General features: G+C 64.4%; 6 protein-coding genes and 1 tRNA gene. 4 read left to right on the top strand and 3 right to left on the bottom strand.

The annotated features are described in order from the left end of the window. Window positions 1-21: 21 nt before the first annotated feature. Window positions 22-97, bottom strand: a tRNA-Ala gene (locus RAS12_RS10200). 68 nt (window positions 98-165) lie between these two features. Continuing rightward, a complete protein-coding gene (gene xth, locus RAS12_RS10195) occupies window positions 166-948 on the bottom strand; it encodes an exodeoxyribonuclease III (RefSeq protein ID WP_306947911.1) in 783 nt (260 codons plus the stop codon). Window positions 949-1292: 344 nt separating this feature from the next. Between xth and RAS12_RS10190 the strand changes: the two genes are divergently transcribed. From RAS12_RS10190 to RAS12_RS10175, 4 genes are all read left to right on the top strand, one after another. Then, window positions 1293-2009: a secretin and TonB N-terminal domain-containing protein gene (locus RAS12_RS10190; protein ID WP_306947909.1), complete on the top strand. Its 717-nt coding sequence runs from the start codon at window positions 1293-1295 to the stop codon at window positions 2007-2009. Next, entirely contained in the window at window positions 2002-2514 is a 513-nt protein-coding gene (locus tag RAS12_RS10185; protein ID WP_306947907.1) for an RNA polymerase sigma factor, read from the top strand. The genes RAS12_RS10190 and RAS12_RS10185 overlap by 8 nt, the downstream gene beginning before the upstream one ends. A gap of 107 nt (window positions 2515-2621) precedes the next feature. Beyond that, complete coding sequence (locus RAS12_RS10180; protein WP_306947906.1) at window positions 2622-3602, top strand: FecR family protein; 981 nt, start codon at window positions 2622-2624, stop codon at window positions 3600-3602. 203 nt (window positions 3603-3805) lie between these two features. After that, window positions 3806-16672, top strand: coding sequence for a filamentous hemagglutinin family protein (locus RAS12_RS10175; RefSeq protein WP_306947904.1), 12867 nt, complete (start codon window positions 3806-3808; stop codon window positions 16670-16672). Window positions 16673-16677: 5 nt separating this feature from the next. Here RAS12_RS10175 and RAS12_RS10170 read toward each other — a convergent pair whose 3' ends face one another. Then, window positions 16678-17481, bottom strand: a complete 804-nt coding sequence (locus RAS12_RS10170; RefSeq protein WP_306947902.1) for a FadR/GntR family transcriptional regulator — start codon at window positions 17479-17481, stop codon at window positions 16678-16680. Between the last annotated feature and the right edge of the window lie 110 nt (window positions 17482-17591).

Raw genomic sequence — 17591 nt, 5'->3', positions numbered from 1 at the left:
GGACTGTGCTGGACGTTGTCTTGGTGGAGCGGAGGAGGATCGAACTCCCGACCTTCGCATTGCGAACGCGACGCTCTCCCAGCTGAGCTACCGCCCCGATGAAGCAAGTGCAAAACTATACCTGAACTTTAAATCGCCGCGCAACACGGCGCCACACAAAAATTTTCAGGCAAATTCCAGGGTGGCAACTACCGGCGCGTGGTCCGAGGGCTGCTCGTTGCGGCGGGGTTCTTTGTCGATCACGCAGGCCACGCAGCGCTTGACGAGCGGGGCGGACAGCAGGACGTGGTCGATGCGCAAACCGGCATTGCGGCGGAAGGCGAACTGCCGGTAGTCCCACCAGGAAAACGACTTTTCCGGCTGCTCGAACAGGCGGAAAGAATCGGTCAGGCCCAGATCGAGCAGGGCGCGGAGGGCTGCGCGTTCAGGTTCGGACACCAGGACCTGGCCTTCCCATTTCTCGGGGTTGTGCACGTCTTCGTCGGCGGGGGCAATGTTGTAGTCGCCCAGAACGGCCAGCCGGGGATACTGCTTGATTTCCTCGGCCAGCCATTTGTGCATGGCCTCGTACCAAGCCAATTTGTAGACGTACTTGTCCGAATCCAGCGACTGCCCGTTGGGGCAATAGGCGCAAACCACGCGCACGTCGCCTTCGGGGCTGGGGAAGGTCAGGGCAAGGACGCGTTGCTGCGGGTCTTCATAGCCGGGAATGTTGCGGACCATGGACGTGCCGGGCATACGCGAAACGATGGCGACGCCGTTATAGGTCTTTTGGCCAGCCCAGACGGCGTGATAACCGGCTTCTTTGAAGGCCGCCTCGGGGAACTTGTCGTCCGTGAGTTTCAGTTCTTGAATGCACAGCACGTCAACCGGATTGGCCGCCAGCCAGTCCAGCACCTGTTGCAGGCGCACGTTCAGGGAGTTCACGTTCCAAGTGGCTAATTTCATCGTTCTCAAAAATCGTTTGGTGTTGCGGTTTTCCAGTAAGTCGAGCCTGGAAAACGGCTTGCGGCAGCGCATGGCATGGCTCGTACCGAGCGTTTGATGCAGGCCGGGCGACTAGGCCAGATGATACCGTGCATCGTGGGTGCCGTCGGTGCGGCTGCGGGTGCCGGCCCGTCTTCGTTTGCGTCATGTAACCGCTACGTAACCTTCCGCTGCCACCATGCGCGTCTACATCATGGTGCGCATGCCTTGTCGACCTCTCCGGCCCTTCTCTCCCTGTCTTTGCCGCAACGCCGCAAAGACGGGGATGCGCGCGGCCGTGAAGGACGCCCAGGACATCCCGCCCGGTGCGTCCGCACGCGCCGCGCTTGATCCCATGGCGCGGGGCGCTGTGGCTCGCGTGCGCGTTGGCCGCGCCGGCTTGGGGCGCCAAGGACGCGCCGACGGCCGCTGCTGCCGTGGCGCATCCGCCGGGCGCGCTGCTGGATTTCGATATCCCCGCTCAAGCCTTGGCCGCTGCCTTGGACCGCTACGCGGCGATTTCCGGCTGGCCGATTCTGTTTCAAGCGGGGCTGGTGACCGGGCGGCGATCATCCGCAGTGCAGGGGCGGTATGCGCCGGAAGCCGCTTTGCGCCGCTTGCTCGACGGCACCGGGCTGAAACCCGAGCGTACCGCTGGGGGGCCTGCCGATGCGTACACGTTGGCCGAGGTGCGTCCGCAGAATCATGGGGCCGTCGACTTCCAGTACGGCGCCTGGGTGCAGGAAAGGCTTTGGCAGACTTTGTGCGCCGACCCCCGGACAGCCCCTGGCGGCTATCGCGTACTGCTGCGTTTCCGGGTGGACGGGCGCGCTCGGGTTCACGACGTGCGCTTGCTGACCTCGTCCGGCGACCGCGCGCGCGATGCGGCGCTGCGCGAGCGCTTGGAACGGACCCGGGTGGGGCGGGCGCCGCCCGCTGCCATGGCCCAGCCGTTGACGATGCTGATATTGCCCGCCGCTACCGCTGGCGGGCCGCGCTGCGATCCGCCGCGATTTGGCTCGGAGGCGCAGCGCGATGAATGACGACGCCCGTTTGTCGTTGACGGATTACCTGACCAAGCACTACGCCAATCTCAGGCGGCGGCTGACGCGCGTGCTGGGCAATGGCGATCTGGCGGGCGACGCGCTTCAAGACACCTGGCTGCGCCTGCATGGCCGCGAAGAAGAGGGGCCCGTCAAAAGCCCGGGCGGATATCTGGTGCGGGTGGCGGTCAATATCGCCGTGGACATGCAGCGCCGTCAAAGCCGCGTGGTGTCGTTTGATGAGGTCAGCGCGTTGCTGGAGCAGGCGGACCCCGCGCCCAATCCCGCGCAAACGGCTGAAATCCGGTCCGATCTGGATCAGATGGTGGCCTTGATGGACCGCCTGCCGCCGCGCCGGCGTCAGATCCTGATCATGGTGCGGCTCGAGCAGCTACAGCAGAAGGAAGTGGCAAAACGATTGGGCGTGACGGTCAGCGTGGTGGAGCATGAATTAAGACGCGCTCATGACTTTATGGACCAGCAAATGGGCCGTTACAAAAAATAGTGGCGGTTTTGCACGCCGCCAACCGTCTTGAATAATGAACACTACAACTATCCCTCTCCTGATCCGGCCCGCCTCTGCGCAGTTGCCGGAACTTGCCGCCTGACGCCATGAATACGCCCGTAGACGACCGCGACAACGCGCCCGATGACCTGCAAAGCCAGGCGCGGGTCTGGTTGCGCCTGCTGACGTCGACCCGGGTCACGGCGTATGACACCGACGGTTTTCAGCGTTGGTTGCAGATCAGTCCGGCGCATCAGGCGGCGTTCGGTCAGGTCAAGCAGCGCTGGGACGCGCTTGGGCCCGTGGCGCGTGAGTATCTGCGCACCCATCCCGATGCAGCGGAAATCCGTCGGCCAGCGCGTCCGGCTCGCCGCGCCTTTCTTGGCGCCGCGGTCAGCGCAGCGGCAGTAGCGGGTGTGGCGGTGATGTTCCCGCCAGCGCGGTTGTGGCCGTCGCCCGGCGAGTGGGGCGCCGACGACCGGACCGGCACTGGAGAACAGCGCACTTTGGCGTTGGCGGATCACGTGCAGGTCACGATGAACACCGAAACCAGCCTGCGCCGTCAACGGGTGACCGATGACGCCCAGGGAATTGACTTGTTGGCCGGCGAGGCCGCGATTGACCTGACATCGGGCAGCCGCAAGTTCACGGTGGTGGCAGGTGCGGGAAGCAGCATCGCCCAGGCCGGCCGGTTTGAAGTCCGCTATCTGGATGGCAAGGTCTGCGTCACGTGCATTGAAGGCGCCGTGCGTGTCGAACACCCGGCCGGCGCCCGGGCGCTGCAAGCCCGCCAGCAAATGATTTATGACGCCGCAGCGGTGAGCAGTGTGGCGCGCATTGAACCCGCGGCGGTATCGGCCTGGCGGCGCGGCGAACTGGTGTTCAACGAAACCCGTCTGTCCGACGTGATTGCCGAGATCAACCGCTATCGGTCTGGCCGCGTCGTGTTGATGAACGACAGCGCAAAGAACGGTGTTGTCAGCGGCCGCTTTTTGATTGCATCCCTGGATTCCGCGCTGGCGCAGTTGGAGCAGATGTTTGATCTGCGCGCGCGCCGCTTGCCGGGCGGGCTGCTCATGCTTACCTGAGTTCGGCCCACATTGATGATGAACCCGAAGAGGACACGCCTGGCGTGTCTTTTTTTTCGCAAAGCTATTCGAGCGTTGCGCACCGTGCTGCGGCACGACGCTACTAGCGCCGCCAAAAAAAGTTGGAGGATTCCCGCCATCCCGCTCGTCCTAGCGTATTGGCACCTTTTTCAGACTCACTTCAACGATTGAGCGGGAATCTCATGAGCACACGCGGGCGCAGCGGCAACCATCGTCAACCGGCCTATACGGCGGAGAGCAGCTTTCGGATGGCGCCTATCGCCCGGGCCGTTGCGTTGGTCTTGGCAGCAGGTGGCGTGATGAACGGCGCGCAGGCGCAGACGGCCTTCAGTTCGGGGTGGTTTGCCGCCAAGGGCGCCGTGCAGAATGCGGCGGGGTCTACCGGCAAACTGCCCAATGGAATGCCATTGGTGCCGACCGCCAGCCAGCGCGATCAGCAGCAACAGGCCAACGCTCAGTTGCAACGCTCGATCAACAATCTGAACGTGGCGGCACGCGGCATCGCCGCACAGCAGGCGGCGCAAGCTGCCGCCCGGCAGGCTGCGCTGTTGGCTGGCGGCGTGCCGGACGGGCTGGCGGACGGCGGCCTGAAGGTCGATGGCAATGCGTTGACAGCAGACTGGCAGAGAGCTGGCGCGCCCGTGCAGTCGCAAGTGGATGGCCGCATCAATGTGGCCATTGAGCAAACCGCCGACCGCGCGATCCTGAACTGGGAGACGTTCAACGTGGGGCGCAACACCACGGTGGATTTCAAGCAGCAAAGCAATTGGGCGGTGTTGAACCGTGTAAATGATCCCCGCGCCCGTCCCAGCCAGATCCAAGGCCAGATCAAAGGCGATGGCACTGTCATGGTGGTCAATCGCAACGGCATTGTGTTTAGCGGCAGCAGTCAGGTCAGCACCCGCAACCTGATCGCGGCTGCAACGGACATCACTGACGATCAGTTCAGGAGCAACGGCATCTTCAGTCCGGCCTCGTTGGCTGCGTTCACGAATGCGCAGGGCAAGATCGAGGTCCAGGCAGGCGCACGCATTGCTACGGCGGACCCCAGCACGTCGACCCAGGGCGGCGGTTATGTGCTGCTGCTGGGCAACGCTGTCAGCAATGCCGGCGATATCGCCACGCCGAAGGGGCAGACCGTGCTGGCTGCGGGCGACAGCTTCGTCATCAAGAAAGGCTTGGGCACCGATGGCAATCTGACATCGACGACACGCGGAACCGAAGTCACGCCGCAATTCAATGCGGCTGGAGACGCTGGACAGGTGCTGAATACTGGCCTGATCCAAGCACGCGAAGGCGATGTGACATTGACTGGCCGCGATCTTCGGCAGCAGGGCGTGGCGCTCGCGACCACCACCGTCAATACTCGCGGCACGATGCACTTGAACGCCTTGGGCTCGGCGGGCAGCATTGTGCTGGCGCCCGGTGCGGTCACGGCGGTTGTCATTGAAGCCGGTGACAAAACCACGGCACTGGACGGGCAGCGGGACGCTTTGCGCACGCCCGTGTCGCTCAGTAGCGACAACATCGTGAGCGTCGTGGATTTCCGCGACCAATCACGCCTGGAACTGAACAGCAGCGGCACGGTGGACTTCCACGGCGATACGCTGACGCTGGCTACCGGCGGCCAGATCGTCGTTGCCGCCGCGCAGCGCACGCTGGTGCGCGAAGGCGCGTTGATCGACGTGTCTGGCGCGGTGGGCGTGACGCTGGCGATGGAAAGCAATAACGTCCAGATCAATGTGCAGGGTAACGAACAGCGGGATGCGCCTGTCAACCGCGACGGCAAGGCCTTGAACAGCAAGGATGTGTGGATTGATCGCCGTACGCTGGTGCTGGTACCGAAGGGCACCAATGGCTACGACAGCGACCGGTGGTACACGGCTGGGGGCTTGCTGGAAGTCAGCGGTTATTTGGGCACGCAGGGCCACACAGTGGGCGAGTGGATGGCGCAGGGCGGCACCGTCAGCTTCACCGGCAAAGAGCTTGTGACGCAGAAGGGGTCCAACATCAATCTGTCCGGCGGCACGCTGGATGTGCAGTCTGGCTATCTAAACCAGACCTGGCTGCGCGGGGCCGACGGACGCTTATATGAAGCATCCAAGGCCCCTGGTGATTTGCGCTATAGCGGAATCTATCAAGGTTACGAAGACAAGCACGAACGCTGGGGCGATAGCGCCACCACGTATTACTACTCTCCGTTGCTAGCTCCCAAGCGCCGCTACGAAGAGGGCTACACCGTGGGCCGCGACGCCGGGCAGCTGGTGATTGCAACGGCTTCGGCAGTGCTGGAAGGCGACATCGCCAGCGTAGCGTTCCAGGGCGCGCGGCAGACCCGGGCCGAGCCGGCGGTTGACGGCTACAAGCTGCCACATGACGCCGTGGCCAGGCGCGGTCAACTGATCGTGGGCAGCTACACCCCCGTGTTCAACAAGGCCACGGGGGCATTGGACTACCGTTTGACCGCTCTCCAAAAGAAAGTGGAACTGACCGATACGCCCGAACGCATCGCATCGGACCTGGATTTGGCGACGGTATTGCCGGCTGGCCGTGATGGCAAGCTGGTGCTGGACACGGGCTTGTTGAATGGCTTGTCGTTGGGGGCCATCCGTGTCGCGGCATTGGACGAGATCAATGTCCAAAGCGCCTTGAAAGTGGCCACGGGCGGCAGCATCACGCTATACGGCAGCGATGTGCGGGTGGATGCAGGGCTGACTGCCCGCGGCGGCAACATTGTTCTGGGGAATGTGTTGAACCAGACCTTGCCCAATGGTCCGGCGGATACCCCCGCGAATCCGGATGCAGCGAAAGGCGTGGTCACGCTGACACGCAATGCAGTGCTGGATGCAGGCGGTTTGTGGAGCAATCTGCTGCAGGGTCCCGCCAATACCCAGGATCTGCCATATCTGAATGGCGGGCGCGTCACGATACGCGCAAGTCATGATGTGACACTGGACCCGGGTAGCGTAATCGATGTCTCGTCGGGCGCTGCCATGCAGGCCAACGGCAAACTTCGCGGAGGCAAAGGCGGCGACGTGACCTTGCGCGCAGTGTCACTGGTGCGGGAAGGGGCCTTGCCGGACGACGGCGGCTTGACGCTGGCGGGCGAACTGCACGGCGAGGGCGTGTCGGGCGGCGGCAAGCTGACTCTGCAGACAACGCGCATACAGGTGGGCGGCGGCTTGCCCGCGGACGCGGGCTCCAGCACATTGTTGCTGGACGCCGGGTTCTTCAACAAAGGGTTTTCTTCATACGACCTGACCGCCAACCAGCAACTTTTGATGGCGGATGGCGCCGTGGTTGATGTCACCATGCCGGTACTGCAAGCCATTGATGGCGCGCGCAGTATCGCCGGAGGCGCCAACACGTCGCAAGTACTGGAACGGGTGTTGCCGGAGCTGTATCAGCCGTCGACCAAAACGCGCGCCATGGGCCAGCGGCGGGGCGCCAGTCTGAGCATGCAGGCGGGAACCCTTGGGCTGCTCGCGGACAAGCTGGACCATACCTTGTTGAACGTAGGCCAAGGCGCCGTGGTGTCCGTGGACCCGGGCCAGACCATCTCGTTGGGCAGCGCCGGTCAACTAAGCGTGGACGGCCAGTTAAATGCCTGGGGCGGCAACATTGTGTTGACCCAGGTCCGCCTGGACGGCACGACGGACGAGCTTGCGCGCACGCCCGGTCACAACCGGTCCATCCGCGTCGGCCAGCAGGCCGTGCTGGACGCATCGGCTCGCGCCGTCACCGCGGTGGATGCGCGCGGCTGGCGCTATGGCTTGGCCGGGAACGGCGGCCGTATCGTGGTGGGGGGCGAAATTGATGCTGCTACCGGGCTGACCAACGGCGCCGACCAATTTGTATTGATCGAGCGCGGCGCACGCGTGCAAGCTTCGGGCGCGCAAGCCGTGTTGGATTTGAGCGGCGCGCCCGCGCTTGCCGTCGCAGGCGATGGCGGGCATATCAGCGTGGCCACGCGCAGCGGCCTCTACCTGGAAGGCGATCTGATTGCGCATGCAGGAGGCGCGGGCGCGGCGGGCGGCACCTTGAGCATCGGCCTGGACAGCGACAGATACCCCACAAGAATGACCGTGCCGGATCGTGTTCGCGCCCAACGCGAAATGATCATCTCAAGCGAGCGTCTGCCTGAAGGCGCGCCCGGCACGATTGCGGCGCTGGCGGGCGGCGACCTGGCCTATGGCAATGCGCGCGTGTCGGCAGACATGATCCAGAACGGCGGCTTTGATGCCGTGAGTCTGCTGGCGTCCACGCTGACGTTTGGAGACAACGTCACGCTGGCCGCCGGCCGCAGTGTGTCGCTGTATGCGGGCACCATCGGATTGGCCAATGGCGCGGACCCTGCAACGCGGGTAACAGTGACGGCACCCTATGTGCGCCTGGCCGAGCACAAGCGTCCGCTTGCGGACTTCTATGTTGGCGCCTTCGCGCCCGTGATCGCCGGGTCAGCCAGGCAATCGCAAGGGCTGTTTACCGTTCAGGCCAATCTGATCGATCTGCGCGACGCCGTGAGTGTTGGCGGGTCCAAGGCCGTCACTGCGCCCACGGACGCCCAGGGTGTGGATCGCCGCGGATTTGAACGCGTCGCCTTGCACAGCACGGGCGACATCCGGTTCCTGGCGGCGAACGTGATTGAAGGCGTTTCCGTTCTGGCAACCAAAAACCAGCTGGATGTAAAGGCCGCGCAAATCTATCCCGCCGTTAACGCCAAAGGCATGTTGCGCGCGGGCCGGATAGACGTGGCTCGCGTTGGTCTGGCCGACCCTGCCATGCCGCACTCGGCGTTTGGCAGCTTGACGCTTGAGGCCGATGTCATCAACCAGGGGGGCGTGCTGCGCGCGCCTTTGGGTACGCTGTTGCTGGGTAATAGCAACACCTCGGGCGGGCAATTAAATCTGCTCCCGGGCAGCCTGACCTCGGTCAGCGGCGCGGGGTTGGTCATGCCTTACGGCGGCACGGTCGATGGCGTCGCGTATACCTACGGCGGCAAGTCGATCGAACCCTTGTTTATCAACGGGGCGCTGGGCACCCTGACCTTGCAGAGCGAATCGTTGCAGGTGTCGGCGGGCGCGGTCGTGGACATTTCTGGCGGCGGCCAGTTGACGGGCGCAGGGTTTGTGTCGGGCCGGGGCGGTTCGACCGATGCACGCTACCATCCCCTGGTGCAGATGGGGCCGGACGGCGGCTTCACATTGCCCGGCCTGGCCAGCAATCCCGTGTACGCCATCGTGCCGGGGGCGCAGGCGCCCCAAGCGCCTGTGGGCGACGCGGCTGTGGACCCGGCAGTGGGCAGGCAGATTACTCTGCAGGCCGGCGTGGCTGGCCTGCCGGCAGGCACGTACACGCTGATGCCATCCTCCTATGCCTTGCTGCCCGGCGCCTACCGCGTCGAAATCAACGGCGATGTGACAGGCGATTCCAGATTTGGCGCATTGGCTATGCGCAACGGCTCTTTCAGCGCCAGTGCTCGTCTGTCCACCGCAGGCACCGGGGTGCGCGATGTGCTCGCCCGCCAAGTCATCCTGACGCCAGCGGACGTGCTGCGGACGTATTCGCAATACAACGAGATGGGCTTGGGGGCATTTGCCCTGGCGGATGCGGCGCGGCTGGGAGTGCCCGCCGTCCTTTTGCCCGGGGATGGCAAACGATTGCACATCAATCTGAACACGCCGGTCTTTGGCAAAACGCCTCTGGAGCGGCCGTTCAGCTTTGACGGCGTCGTAAAGAGCGATGGCGCGCAGGGCGGTGAGCGCGGCACGTCCAGGGTCTACAAGGGCGACAGTATCGAGATCGTCGCGGATGGCGCAATGCGCACCCCAGGTTTTGCAGGAGCCACGCTGCGCGATGCGGACCTGAACGCGATTGCCGCGGGCGGCTTGAGCATCGGCGGCGAGGCATCGGTGCTGTACGGGCAAGGCGGCAATATCTTGGCGTTCAGGGATAGCGCGACCAGAGACATCTACATGCGCAGCGGCGCAACCCTGGTGGCGCCTGCAGTGTTCCTGGTTGCTGCCGGGAGTGTCAGCGGCATTACGGTGGAGCAAGGCGCCAGCATCATCACGTTGGGCCAGGGCGCGGCCACGCAGGACTCGGCGCGCGGTTATGTCTTCTCGCCCGGATCACGCGGCGTGCTGGCGGTGTCTAACGGGCGGGTGGACATGTTGGCCAATGACCCGTTCAACCCAAGCCTGATCAATGAAGCGCCGGCGAGCATACGCATCGGCGTGTGCGAGGCGGTCTGCGCGGGCAGCACCCGGCTTTACTCCGAAGGCGCCATTGCCATGGCGACCTATCGTGGTTTTGAACTGACCGACGCGGTGCGCTATGGCACACGCCATCTGGCGCTGGCCGTGGGCGGCATCAATGCCGGCAGCGCCGAGAACCTGGCGTCCCTGGACGCGCAAGGCAAGCTGCCGGCAGGGCTGACGCTGAATCAGAACCTGTTGGACCGCTTGCTGCGTGGCGACACCGATCTGGGCGCGCCAGCGTTGGAAACACTGAGCCTGGCTGCGCGGGATGGCATGCGCTTCTACGGCGATGTGGTGCTGGACACGTATGACGCCAACGGCCAGTCGCGCTTGCAGGATCTGGTGTTGACCACACCAGCACTCTATGGCGCCGGTTCGGCGGCCAATACGGTGACGCTGCGCACCGCCAGCTTGATCTGGAACGGTTCGGAAGAGGCTCCAGGTGCGGTCATCACCGGAGGGGCGGGCGATGGCGATGGAGTCTTGAACATCGACGCGGAACGCATCACGCTCGGGTATGCCAAGCGCGCGCAGGTCAAGCCGCTGGTTTCGCACGAGCGCGTGGCGCTGGGTTTCAGCACGGTCAACCTGAACGCCAGCGAACGCATCACGGCGAACCATGAAGGCGGCCTGGCGGTGCACCACAAGCAAGGCGCCTATGTCGCGGGCAAGGGCTACGACTATACGGGCGGTGATCTGAACCTGGTGTCGCCGCTACTGACCGGCCAGGCAGCTTCTGTCACTCGTATGTCTGCCGGGGGCACGTTGCGCGCCACCTCGGGTACAGGCGCTGCCGCACAGACCCCGGCAGGTCTTGATGCCAGCGCCATGGGAGGCGAACTGAGCCTGGCCGGGCGGGACGTGATCGTAGACACCACAGTGGTACTGCCCAGCGGCAAACTCACGCTTAAGGCAGATCGGGATTTGACGTTGACCGGCGCGTCCCGCCTGGACTTGGCTGGTCGCGCGATTGTGTTCAACGACGTCACCCGATACAGCTGGGGCGGCGACGTCAAGCTGGCCAGCTTGCACGGCAGCATCGTGCAGGCGGCGGGAGGCGTCATCGACGTGTCTGCGCAGCACAACCAGGCCGGCTCGATCGAGGCCGTGGCGCTAGACGCGGCAGCGGGCGTGGTAGCGCTGCAAGGCGCCATTCTTGGTGGCGCCAGCGGCCATTACGATGCGGGCGGCACGTGGGTGCCGTACCGTGCAGGCAGCGTGAATATCCGCGCCCAGAACCTGGGCGGCGCGCTGAGTACGGAATTCGCGGCCCTGAACCAGCGCTTGAATGATGGGCAGGTGTTCGGGGGGCGCAGCTTCCAGCTTAAGCAGGGAAGCCTGGTCATCGGCAGTGAGGTCAAAGCGAGCGAGGTCAATGTGTCGGTAGACAACGGCAGCCTGACGGTGGCTGGCGTGATCGACGCCAGCGGCGAACGCGTAGGCGCGATCCGCCTGGCGGCCAAACAGGGGCTGACGCTGACCGGCAATGCGTTGCTGGACGCACATGCTTCGGCGCTGCGCGTGGACAGCTACGGCAAGATCATCGAAAGCCCCAACCGCGCGATCGTGGAATTGCGCTCGGGCGATGGTGTGCTGACGCTGGCAAGCGGCGCGCGCATCGACTTGCGTCATGGGACGGCTGCGGTAGCCGGCAATGCCGCCGGGCAGCACGATGGACGCCGTTTGGGCACATTGGCGCTGTATGCGCCGCGCATCGACGCGCAAGGGCGGCCCACCGACCTGGCAGCCGACAACGATCCCAGTTTGACGCCGAGCGCCGCCACCCATGGCGATATTGCCGTGGACGCGCGCGGCGGGCTGGACATTCAAGGCGCGCGCTCAATCGCCGTGTATGCGGTGCAGCGGGACGACAAAGCGCCGGACAGTGCGGACGTTGCGGTCAACGGCCGCCCGTACCAAGTCATCGATCAGGCATATCTGGACCGCCGCCACGCTGAAAGTTCGGCCTTCATGAATGCCGCGCTGGGTAACGGCACGCTCATGAATGGCAAGCTGGCGGGGTTGAACAATGCGGCATATCGCGATGCCTTCCATCTGCGTCCCGGCCTGGAACTCATCGGCAAGACCGCAGACGGCGATCTCGTCGTGCAGGGCGATATTGACCTGTCCGGATACCGGTATGCCAGCGTCAACCCCAACGTGCGTTCCTATGTAGCAGGCGCCTTGCCCGGTACGCCCGGCTATGGCGCGGGCGAACCGGGCGGCTTGTCGATCCGCGCCGGTGGCGACTTGAACGTCTACGGCAGCATTACAGATGGCTTTGCGCCACCGCCTGCCACGCAGGACGATGGCGGCTGGCTGCTGGTTGAAGGCGTGCAGCCGTTTGGCGGTGACGTGCTGGTGCCGGGGGGCAACGTCACGCTGCACGAGGGTACGGCATTCGAGCGCGGCAAGGTGCTGAACTTTGATTTGCCCATCCAGGCCATGACGATGCAGGTGGGAACGGTGCTGCCCGCCGTCGCCACGCTGAATGGGGCGACAACGTTCGCCGCAGGCACCGCGCTATCGGGCGATATTCTCAATGCCGATGGCAGCGTTGCGCATGCCGCGGGCTCGATTCTGGCGCAGGACACGGCGCTGACAGCGGGCATGAAACTGGGCGCGGGTTCTCGATTGGTAAGCGACACTGCGATAGCGGCGATGACGTGGCCGGCGGGTGTGCCGTTGCCGTCTGCGCCCAGGCCGCCTCAACTGGCGGTGACCACGGTCAAACTGGCGGGAACGCTCGCGCTGAAAGCGGGTTCGATCATTCCATCGATGACGGATGTAAAGCTGGGCGGCGCTGAAAGTATTGCATTGCGTCCGGCGGATGCGGACGGCAATCACGGACGCAATTGGGCGTTGGCGCAGATGCTGCCAGCGGGCAGCCAGTCGTGGTCACTGCAACTGGTGGCCGGCGCCGACCTGGGCGCGGCGGACCCGCGTTTGACCAATCCGAACGCGGCCCATGGCAGCTTGCGGCTGGCCGACACCCATTACGGGATGAACGCGACCCCCGCCGGCAAGCTCGTCTGGACGGTAGCGGGTGCTGCGGAAATGGGGGCGCCCGAGCTGGCGGGTCAGCCTATCGATTTCGAGTCGGGGCCTGCGGCCGGGTGGCCAAGCATGTGCTCCGAGTATCCCGAGTTCTGCGAAGTGCAATCCAGCTATGTCTGGACGGAAAAAGGGGCAATCGATATGGGCGCCCCGGAACTGGTGGGTTTGCCGATTGATTTCAATACAGGTCCGGCAGGCGGGTGGCCAAGCATGTGCTCCGAATATCCCGAGTTCTGCCAGGTGGCCAGCGCAGACTACGATCTTGCCCGGGGCGGTTCGCGCACTAGCGTGCTGCGCACAGGCACGGGCGATCTGGAGTTGGCCGCGGCGGGCGACCTGCGCATGGATTCGCTCTACGGCGTGTACACCGCGGGCACGGCCACGACTGTGGATAGCTCGTACAACCAGCCGCGTGGCAGGGGTGTTGATGGCAAGGTGCTGCTCGACAGGGCCGGCATGTATGAGTCCATGACGGATGGTGGCGCGGACAGCATCTACCAGGCGTGGTATCCGGATCATGGCGGCAATGTGATTCTGTCTGCCGGCGGCAAACTGATCGGCGACGTGCTGGCTCAATACAACAGCGCGCTGTCTACCAACGATCTGACGCAGGCGTCCAGCAGCGCTCTGGGCAACTGGTTATGGCGTCAGGGTTCGGGCCAGACCCTGTCCGGCCAGCACGCCCTGCCTACTGCATGGTGGATCAACTTCGGCACCTATGCCACAGTGGGATCGGGATCAAACGCGTCCACGAACCAAGTGGGCTTCACGGGGTTCGGCGCCTTGGGGGGCGGGAATGTGGATGTGCGTGTCGGCCAGGACGCCGGGGCCATCGAGCAACGGGGGGATACCTCGACGACGTCCGCGCAGCAGCGCTATCCGCGTAGCCAATCGCTGGTGCTGGCGATTGGCAGTACCGGGCGGGTGGGCGCGGACGGCGCCCTGCACCTGACCGGGGGCGGAGACTTGTCGCTACGGGTTGGCGGCGGCATAAATCCCACGCTGGCGGCGCGCAACGTGCTGGATTTTGACGGTCGGGTCAGCCTGCCCGTGCATGATCTGCAAGGCGCCATCGTCAATCTGCGCGGCGCTACACAGTTGCAAGCAGGCGCCTTGGGCGGTATTGACCTTCAGTTCAGCCGCGAACGCGCGCTGAATGACTCGCGCGAAACCCGCTCCTTCGATGTCTACACGGCAACGATGGGCAGCGCGACGGGCGGACCTATTCTGGTGCCGGGCGACAGTGCCATGGTGTTGAACACGCGAGGCGACCTGGTGGTAGGCGCCGCGGCCGATGCCGGGCGCACGCCTCAGCGCAATTCGCAGCCGTTCACGCTGGATAACGGCACGCCGTATCTGGGCGGGGGCAGCAGCTGGTTTTCATTGTGGACGCCGCATACCGCGATTGATCTTTTCTCCGCGGGCGGCAATGTCACGCCCAGCACGCAGTCTGCCGAAACGAACAACGCCCAGCCGAATGCCATTCTGGAAGGACGCGATGCGTCGCCGACCGACGGCCGTTTCGTGTACCCGTCTATCTTGCGTGTGGTCGCGGCGCAAGGCAGCATCTATTACGGTGGCTCTGCCTTGTCGCGCAGTAGTGGCAGCCTGATGAGCTTGAGCCAGTACGGCATTGTGCTGGCGCCTTCTGCGCGCAGCGAACTCGCGTTTTTGGCGGGGCAATCGCTGTATGGCAGCGGATATCCCGTGAGCATGTCCAGCGCGTCCGCCGGTGCGCTGGCTACGCCGATGCAGCCGGGGTTTGTCGGACGCCCGGACGGCGACACTGTCGTCATCAACAATCAGGGCGCCGCGCGCCTTACGGTCACGGGCGAGCGCTATCCCCTGTTTGCTTACGCGGACGATACCGCGGCGGGCAACAGCAGCGGGCAAGGCGCGCGTTTTTACGCAGCGGCGGGTGACATTGTTGGTCTGCGCGTGGGTGAGCAAATGACCTTTAGGGATGGCCAAAATGCCTACATCGGTGCGGGTCCGGTGCGCATCATGGCCGGACGCGATATTGTCGGCAGCGGCACGCTGTTGGGTCAGCCATCGAGCCTTGCGTCGGAACTAAGCGGCAGTTCGATCGGCAATCTATTCGTGCACAACTTGTTGACCGATGTATCGCTGGTGTCCGCTGGCCGGGACATTCTTTACAGCAGTTTCAACGTGGCGGGGCCGGGTGTGCTGGAAATCAACGCCGGCCGCGACATCCGCATGGACGACCGCGCCAGCGTCGCGAGCCTGGGCGCTGTTGCCGTCAATGACACACGTCCCGGCGCAGACATCGTCATGGTGGCGGGCGCGGGCGCAGCCGGTCCGGATTACCAGGGCCTGTTGCAGCGCTATCTGGATTCGGCCAAGCTGTTGCCAGCCGGTTCGGCGCTGGCCGACCGGCCCGGCAGCGCCGTCAAACTCTATAGCGGAAAACTGACCTTGGCGCAGTGGCTGCGTGAGCAGCACGGCTATGCAGGAGACGAAGGCGGGGCGCAGGCATTTCTGGACCAATTACAGGCTAGTCGCGATGCGGATCGTTCCAAACCGCGACGCGTGTTAGCCGCCGACTATGAGCAGGCCAGCCAGCTGAATCTTGTGAACTGGATGCAGACACGTCATGGCTACACCGGCGCCGACGAAGACGCGCTGGCCGCATTCCAGGCGCTGGCGCCCGAGCAGCGCGGTATTTTCGCCCGTCAGGTCTACTACGCCGAATTGCGCGCAGGCGGCCGGGAATACAACGAGGCTGGCGGGGTTCGGTTTGGCAGCTATCTGCGCGGCCGTGAAGCCATTTCGGCGCTGTTCCCGCAGACCACGGCTGATGGCCAGCCGCGCGTCTATCTGGGCGGCATCACGCTATATGGGTCGGCGGGCGTCAATACCTTGTTCGGCGGCAATATCCAGATGTTGACGCCGGGCGGCGCGCAGGTCTTCGGTACGGAAGGAGAAGCGCCGGTGGTGCAAGGCAACGTCACCCCGGGCATCGTCACGCAGGGCGCGGGCGACATTCAACTGTACTCACGGGGCAGCATCCTGCTGGGCCAGAGCCGCATCATGACGACCTTTGGCGGCAGCGTGCTGGGGTGGTCCGCAGAAGGCGACATCAACGCCGGGCGGGGCTCCAAATCCACCATCGTCTACACACCGCCCAAACGCGTGTATGACCAATGGGGCAATGTGACGGTGTCGTCGAATGCGCCCAGCACTGGTGCGGGTATTGCAACGCTTGCACCCATTCCGGAAGTGCCGGCGGGCGATATTGACCTGATCGCGCCGCTGGGTACCATTGATGCAGGCGAGGCCGGTATCCGTTTTTCTGGCGACGCCAACATTGCGGCATTGCGGGTGGTCAACGCCGAGAACATCAAGGGGCAGGGCGAGTCGACGGGCATTCCGGCGATGGCTACGGTAAATGTGTCGGCCTTGAGCAATGCCAGCGCCACCGCCAGTTCGGCGGCCGCGGCGGCGCAAGACACTGCCCAGCGCTCACGCGCGGAAGCGCGTCAGAACCAGGCGTCGATATTCACGGTGCAGGTGTTGGGCTTTGGCGCCGAGCCGCTGCAAGGCGGCGGCCCGTCTCCCGCCACTCCTGCGCCCGGCGCTCAGGCGCCGGATAAGACCGTGCGCTACGACGCCGCCAATCTGGTGCAACTGGTGGGCAACGGCCAGAACTTCGATGCCCAAGGGTTGGCCAGCTTGACGGAGGCGGAGCGCCGCGCGTTGAAACAGGATTGACCTGATCAATGCTCCGAGCCGCTGTTCAGCATGCGGCTCTTCGCTTTCTCGATGTGCGCCCGCATGACGTTGCGGGCGCCTTCGGCATCTTGCTCCTGAATCAACCGGTAGATGTACCGGTGTTCGTCAATGGCGGCGCGGGTGCGCTTCCAGGGTTCGCTGTGAACCAGATGGCGCATGACGTTGACCGCGTGGCTCACGTCATACTCCAGCGATTTCAGCACTTGCACGAAGCGCTGATTGCTGGTGGCGGCGGCAATCGCACGATGAAATCCGTAGTCATGGTGGTGGGCAATGGCGCCCGACGCGTCGGCCTCTTCATAGCCGGTCAGCATGCGGTCCATTTCACGCAAGTCATCGCTGGTGCGGCGCAGAGCGGCCAGGTAGGCGCACTCGGGTTCGATCACCATGCGCAGTTCCAAACCTTCCAGAATGTGGCCGACCCGGCGGGCGGGGTCCACGGCGGGCATGCCGCCCATCAGGTCAGGCTTGGCGCGCACATAGCTGCCGGAGCCTCTGATGGACTCCACCAATTGGTCTTCGCGCAGCCGGTCCAACGCTTGCCGGACCACGGGGCGCGACACTTCGAACAGCGCGGCCAGTTCCAGTTCCGCAGGCAGTTTGTTGCCCGGCGCGATCTTGCCAGTGGCAATCGCATAGAACAGGCTTTCATAAACGCGCTCGGCAAAACGCTCTGCCCGCACATAGCCCAAACCCGAGGCCACCTCTGCCAGTACGTCCAGTTCGGGACGGGGGCGGCTGGCGGCGTTTAGCAGCGATTCCAGCTGCGGGTCACGCACATCGGTCATTGGCGCGGTCCTAGAAAAAAACCAGGCTTGTCAATTTGCGTGACAAGCATGGCCAGGGGAGTAGTGCACTCTAAGCCCCTGAATTATTAGGGATTACCCCAGGCATCAAG

The sequence above is a fragment of the Achromobacter seleniivolatilans genome (genome assembly GCF_030864005.1).
GTDB classification, from domain to species: Bacteria; Pseudomonadota; Gammaproteobacteria; order Burkholderiales; family Burkholderiaceae_B; genus Achromobacter; species Achromobacter seleniivolatilans.
The sequence above is the reverse complement of the archived record's forward strand: the minus strand, read 5'-3'. Positions and strand labels throughout refer to the sequence as shown.

Bases quoted from the DNA above. Each gene is read 5' to 3' on its own strand.
- RAS12_RS10185 (WP_306947907.1), top strand. From the start codon at position 2,002: ATGAATGACGACGCCCGTTTGTCGTTGACGGATTACCTGACCAAGCAC.
- xth (WP_306947911.1), bottom strand. From the start codon at position 948: ATGAAATTAGCCACTTGGAACGTGAACTCCCTGAACGTGCGCCTGCAA.
- RAS12_RS10180 (WP_306947906.1), top strand. From the start codon at position 2,622: ATGAATACGCCCGTAGACGACCGCGACAACGCGCCCGATGACCTGCAA.
- RAS12_RS10175 (WP_306947904.1), top strand. From the start codon at position 3,806: ATGAGCACACGCGGGCGCAGCGGCAACCATCGTCAACCGGCCTATACG.
- RAS12_RS10170 (WP_306947902.1), bottom strand. From the start codon at position 17,481: ATGACCGATGTGCGTGACCCGCAGCTGGAATCGCTGCTAAACGCCGCC.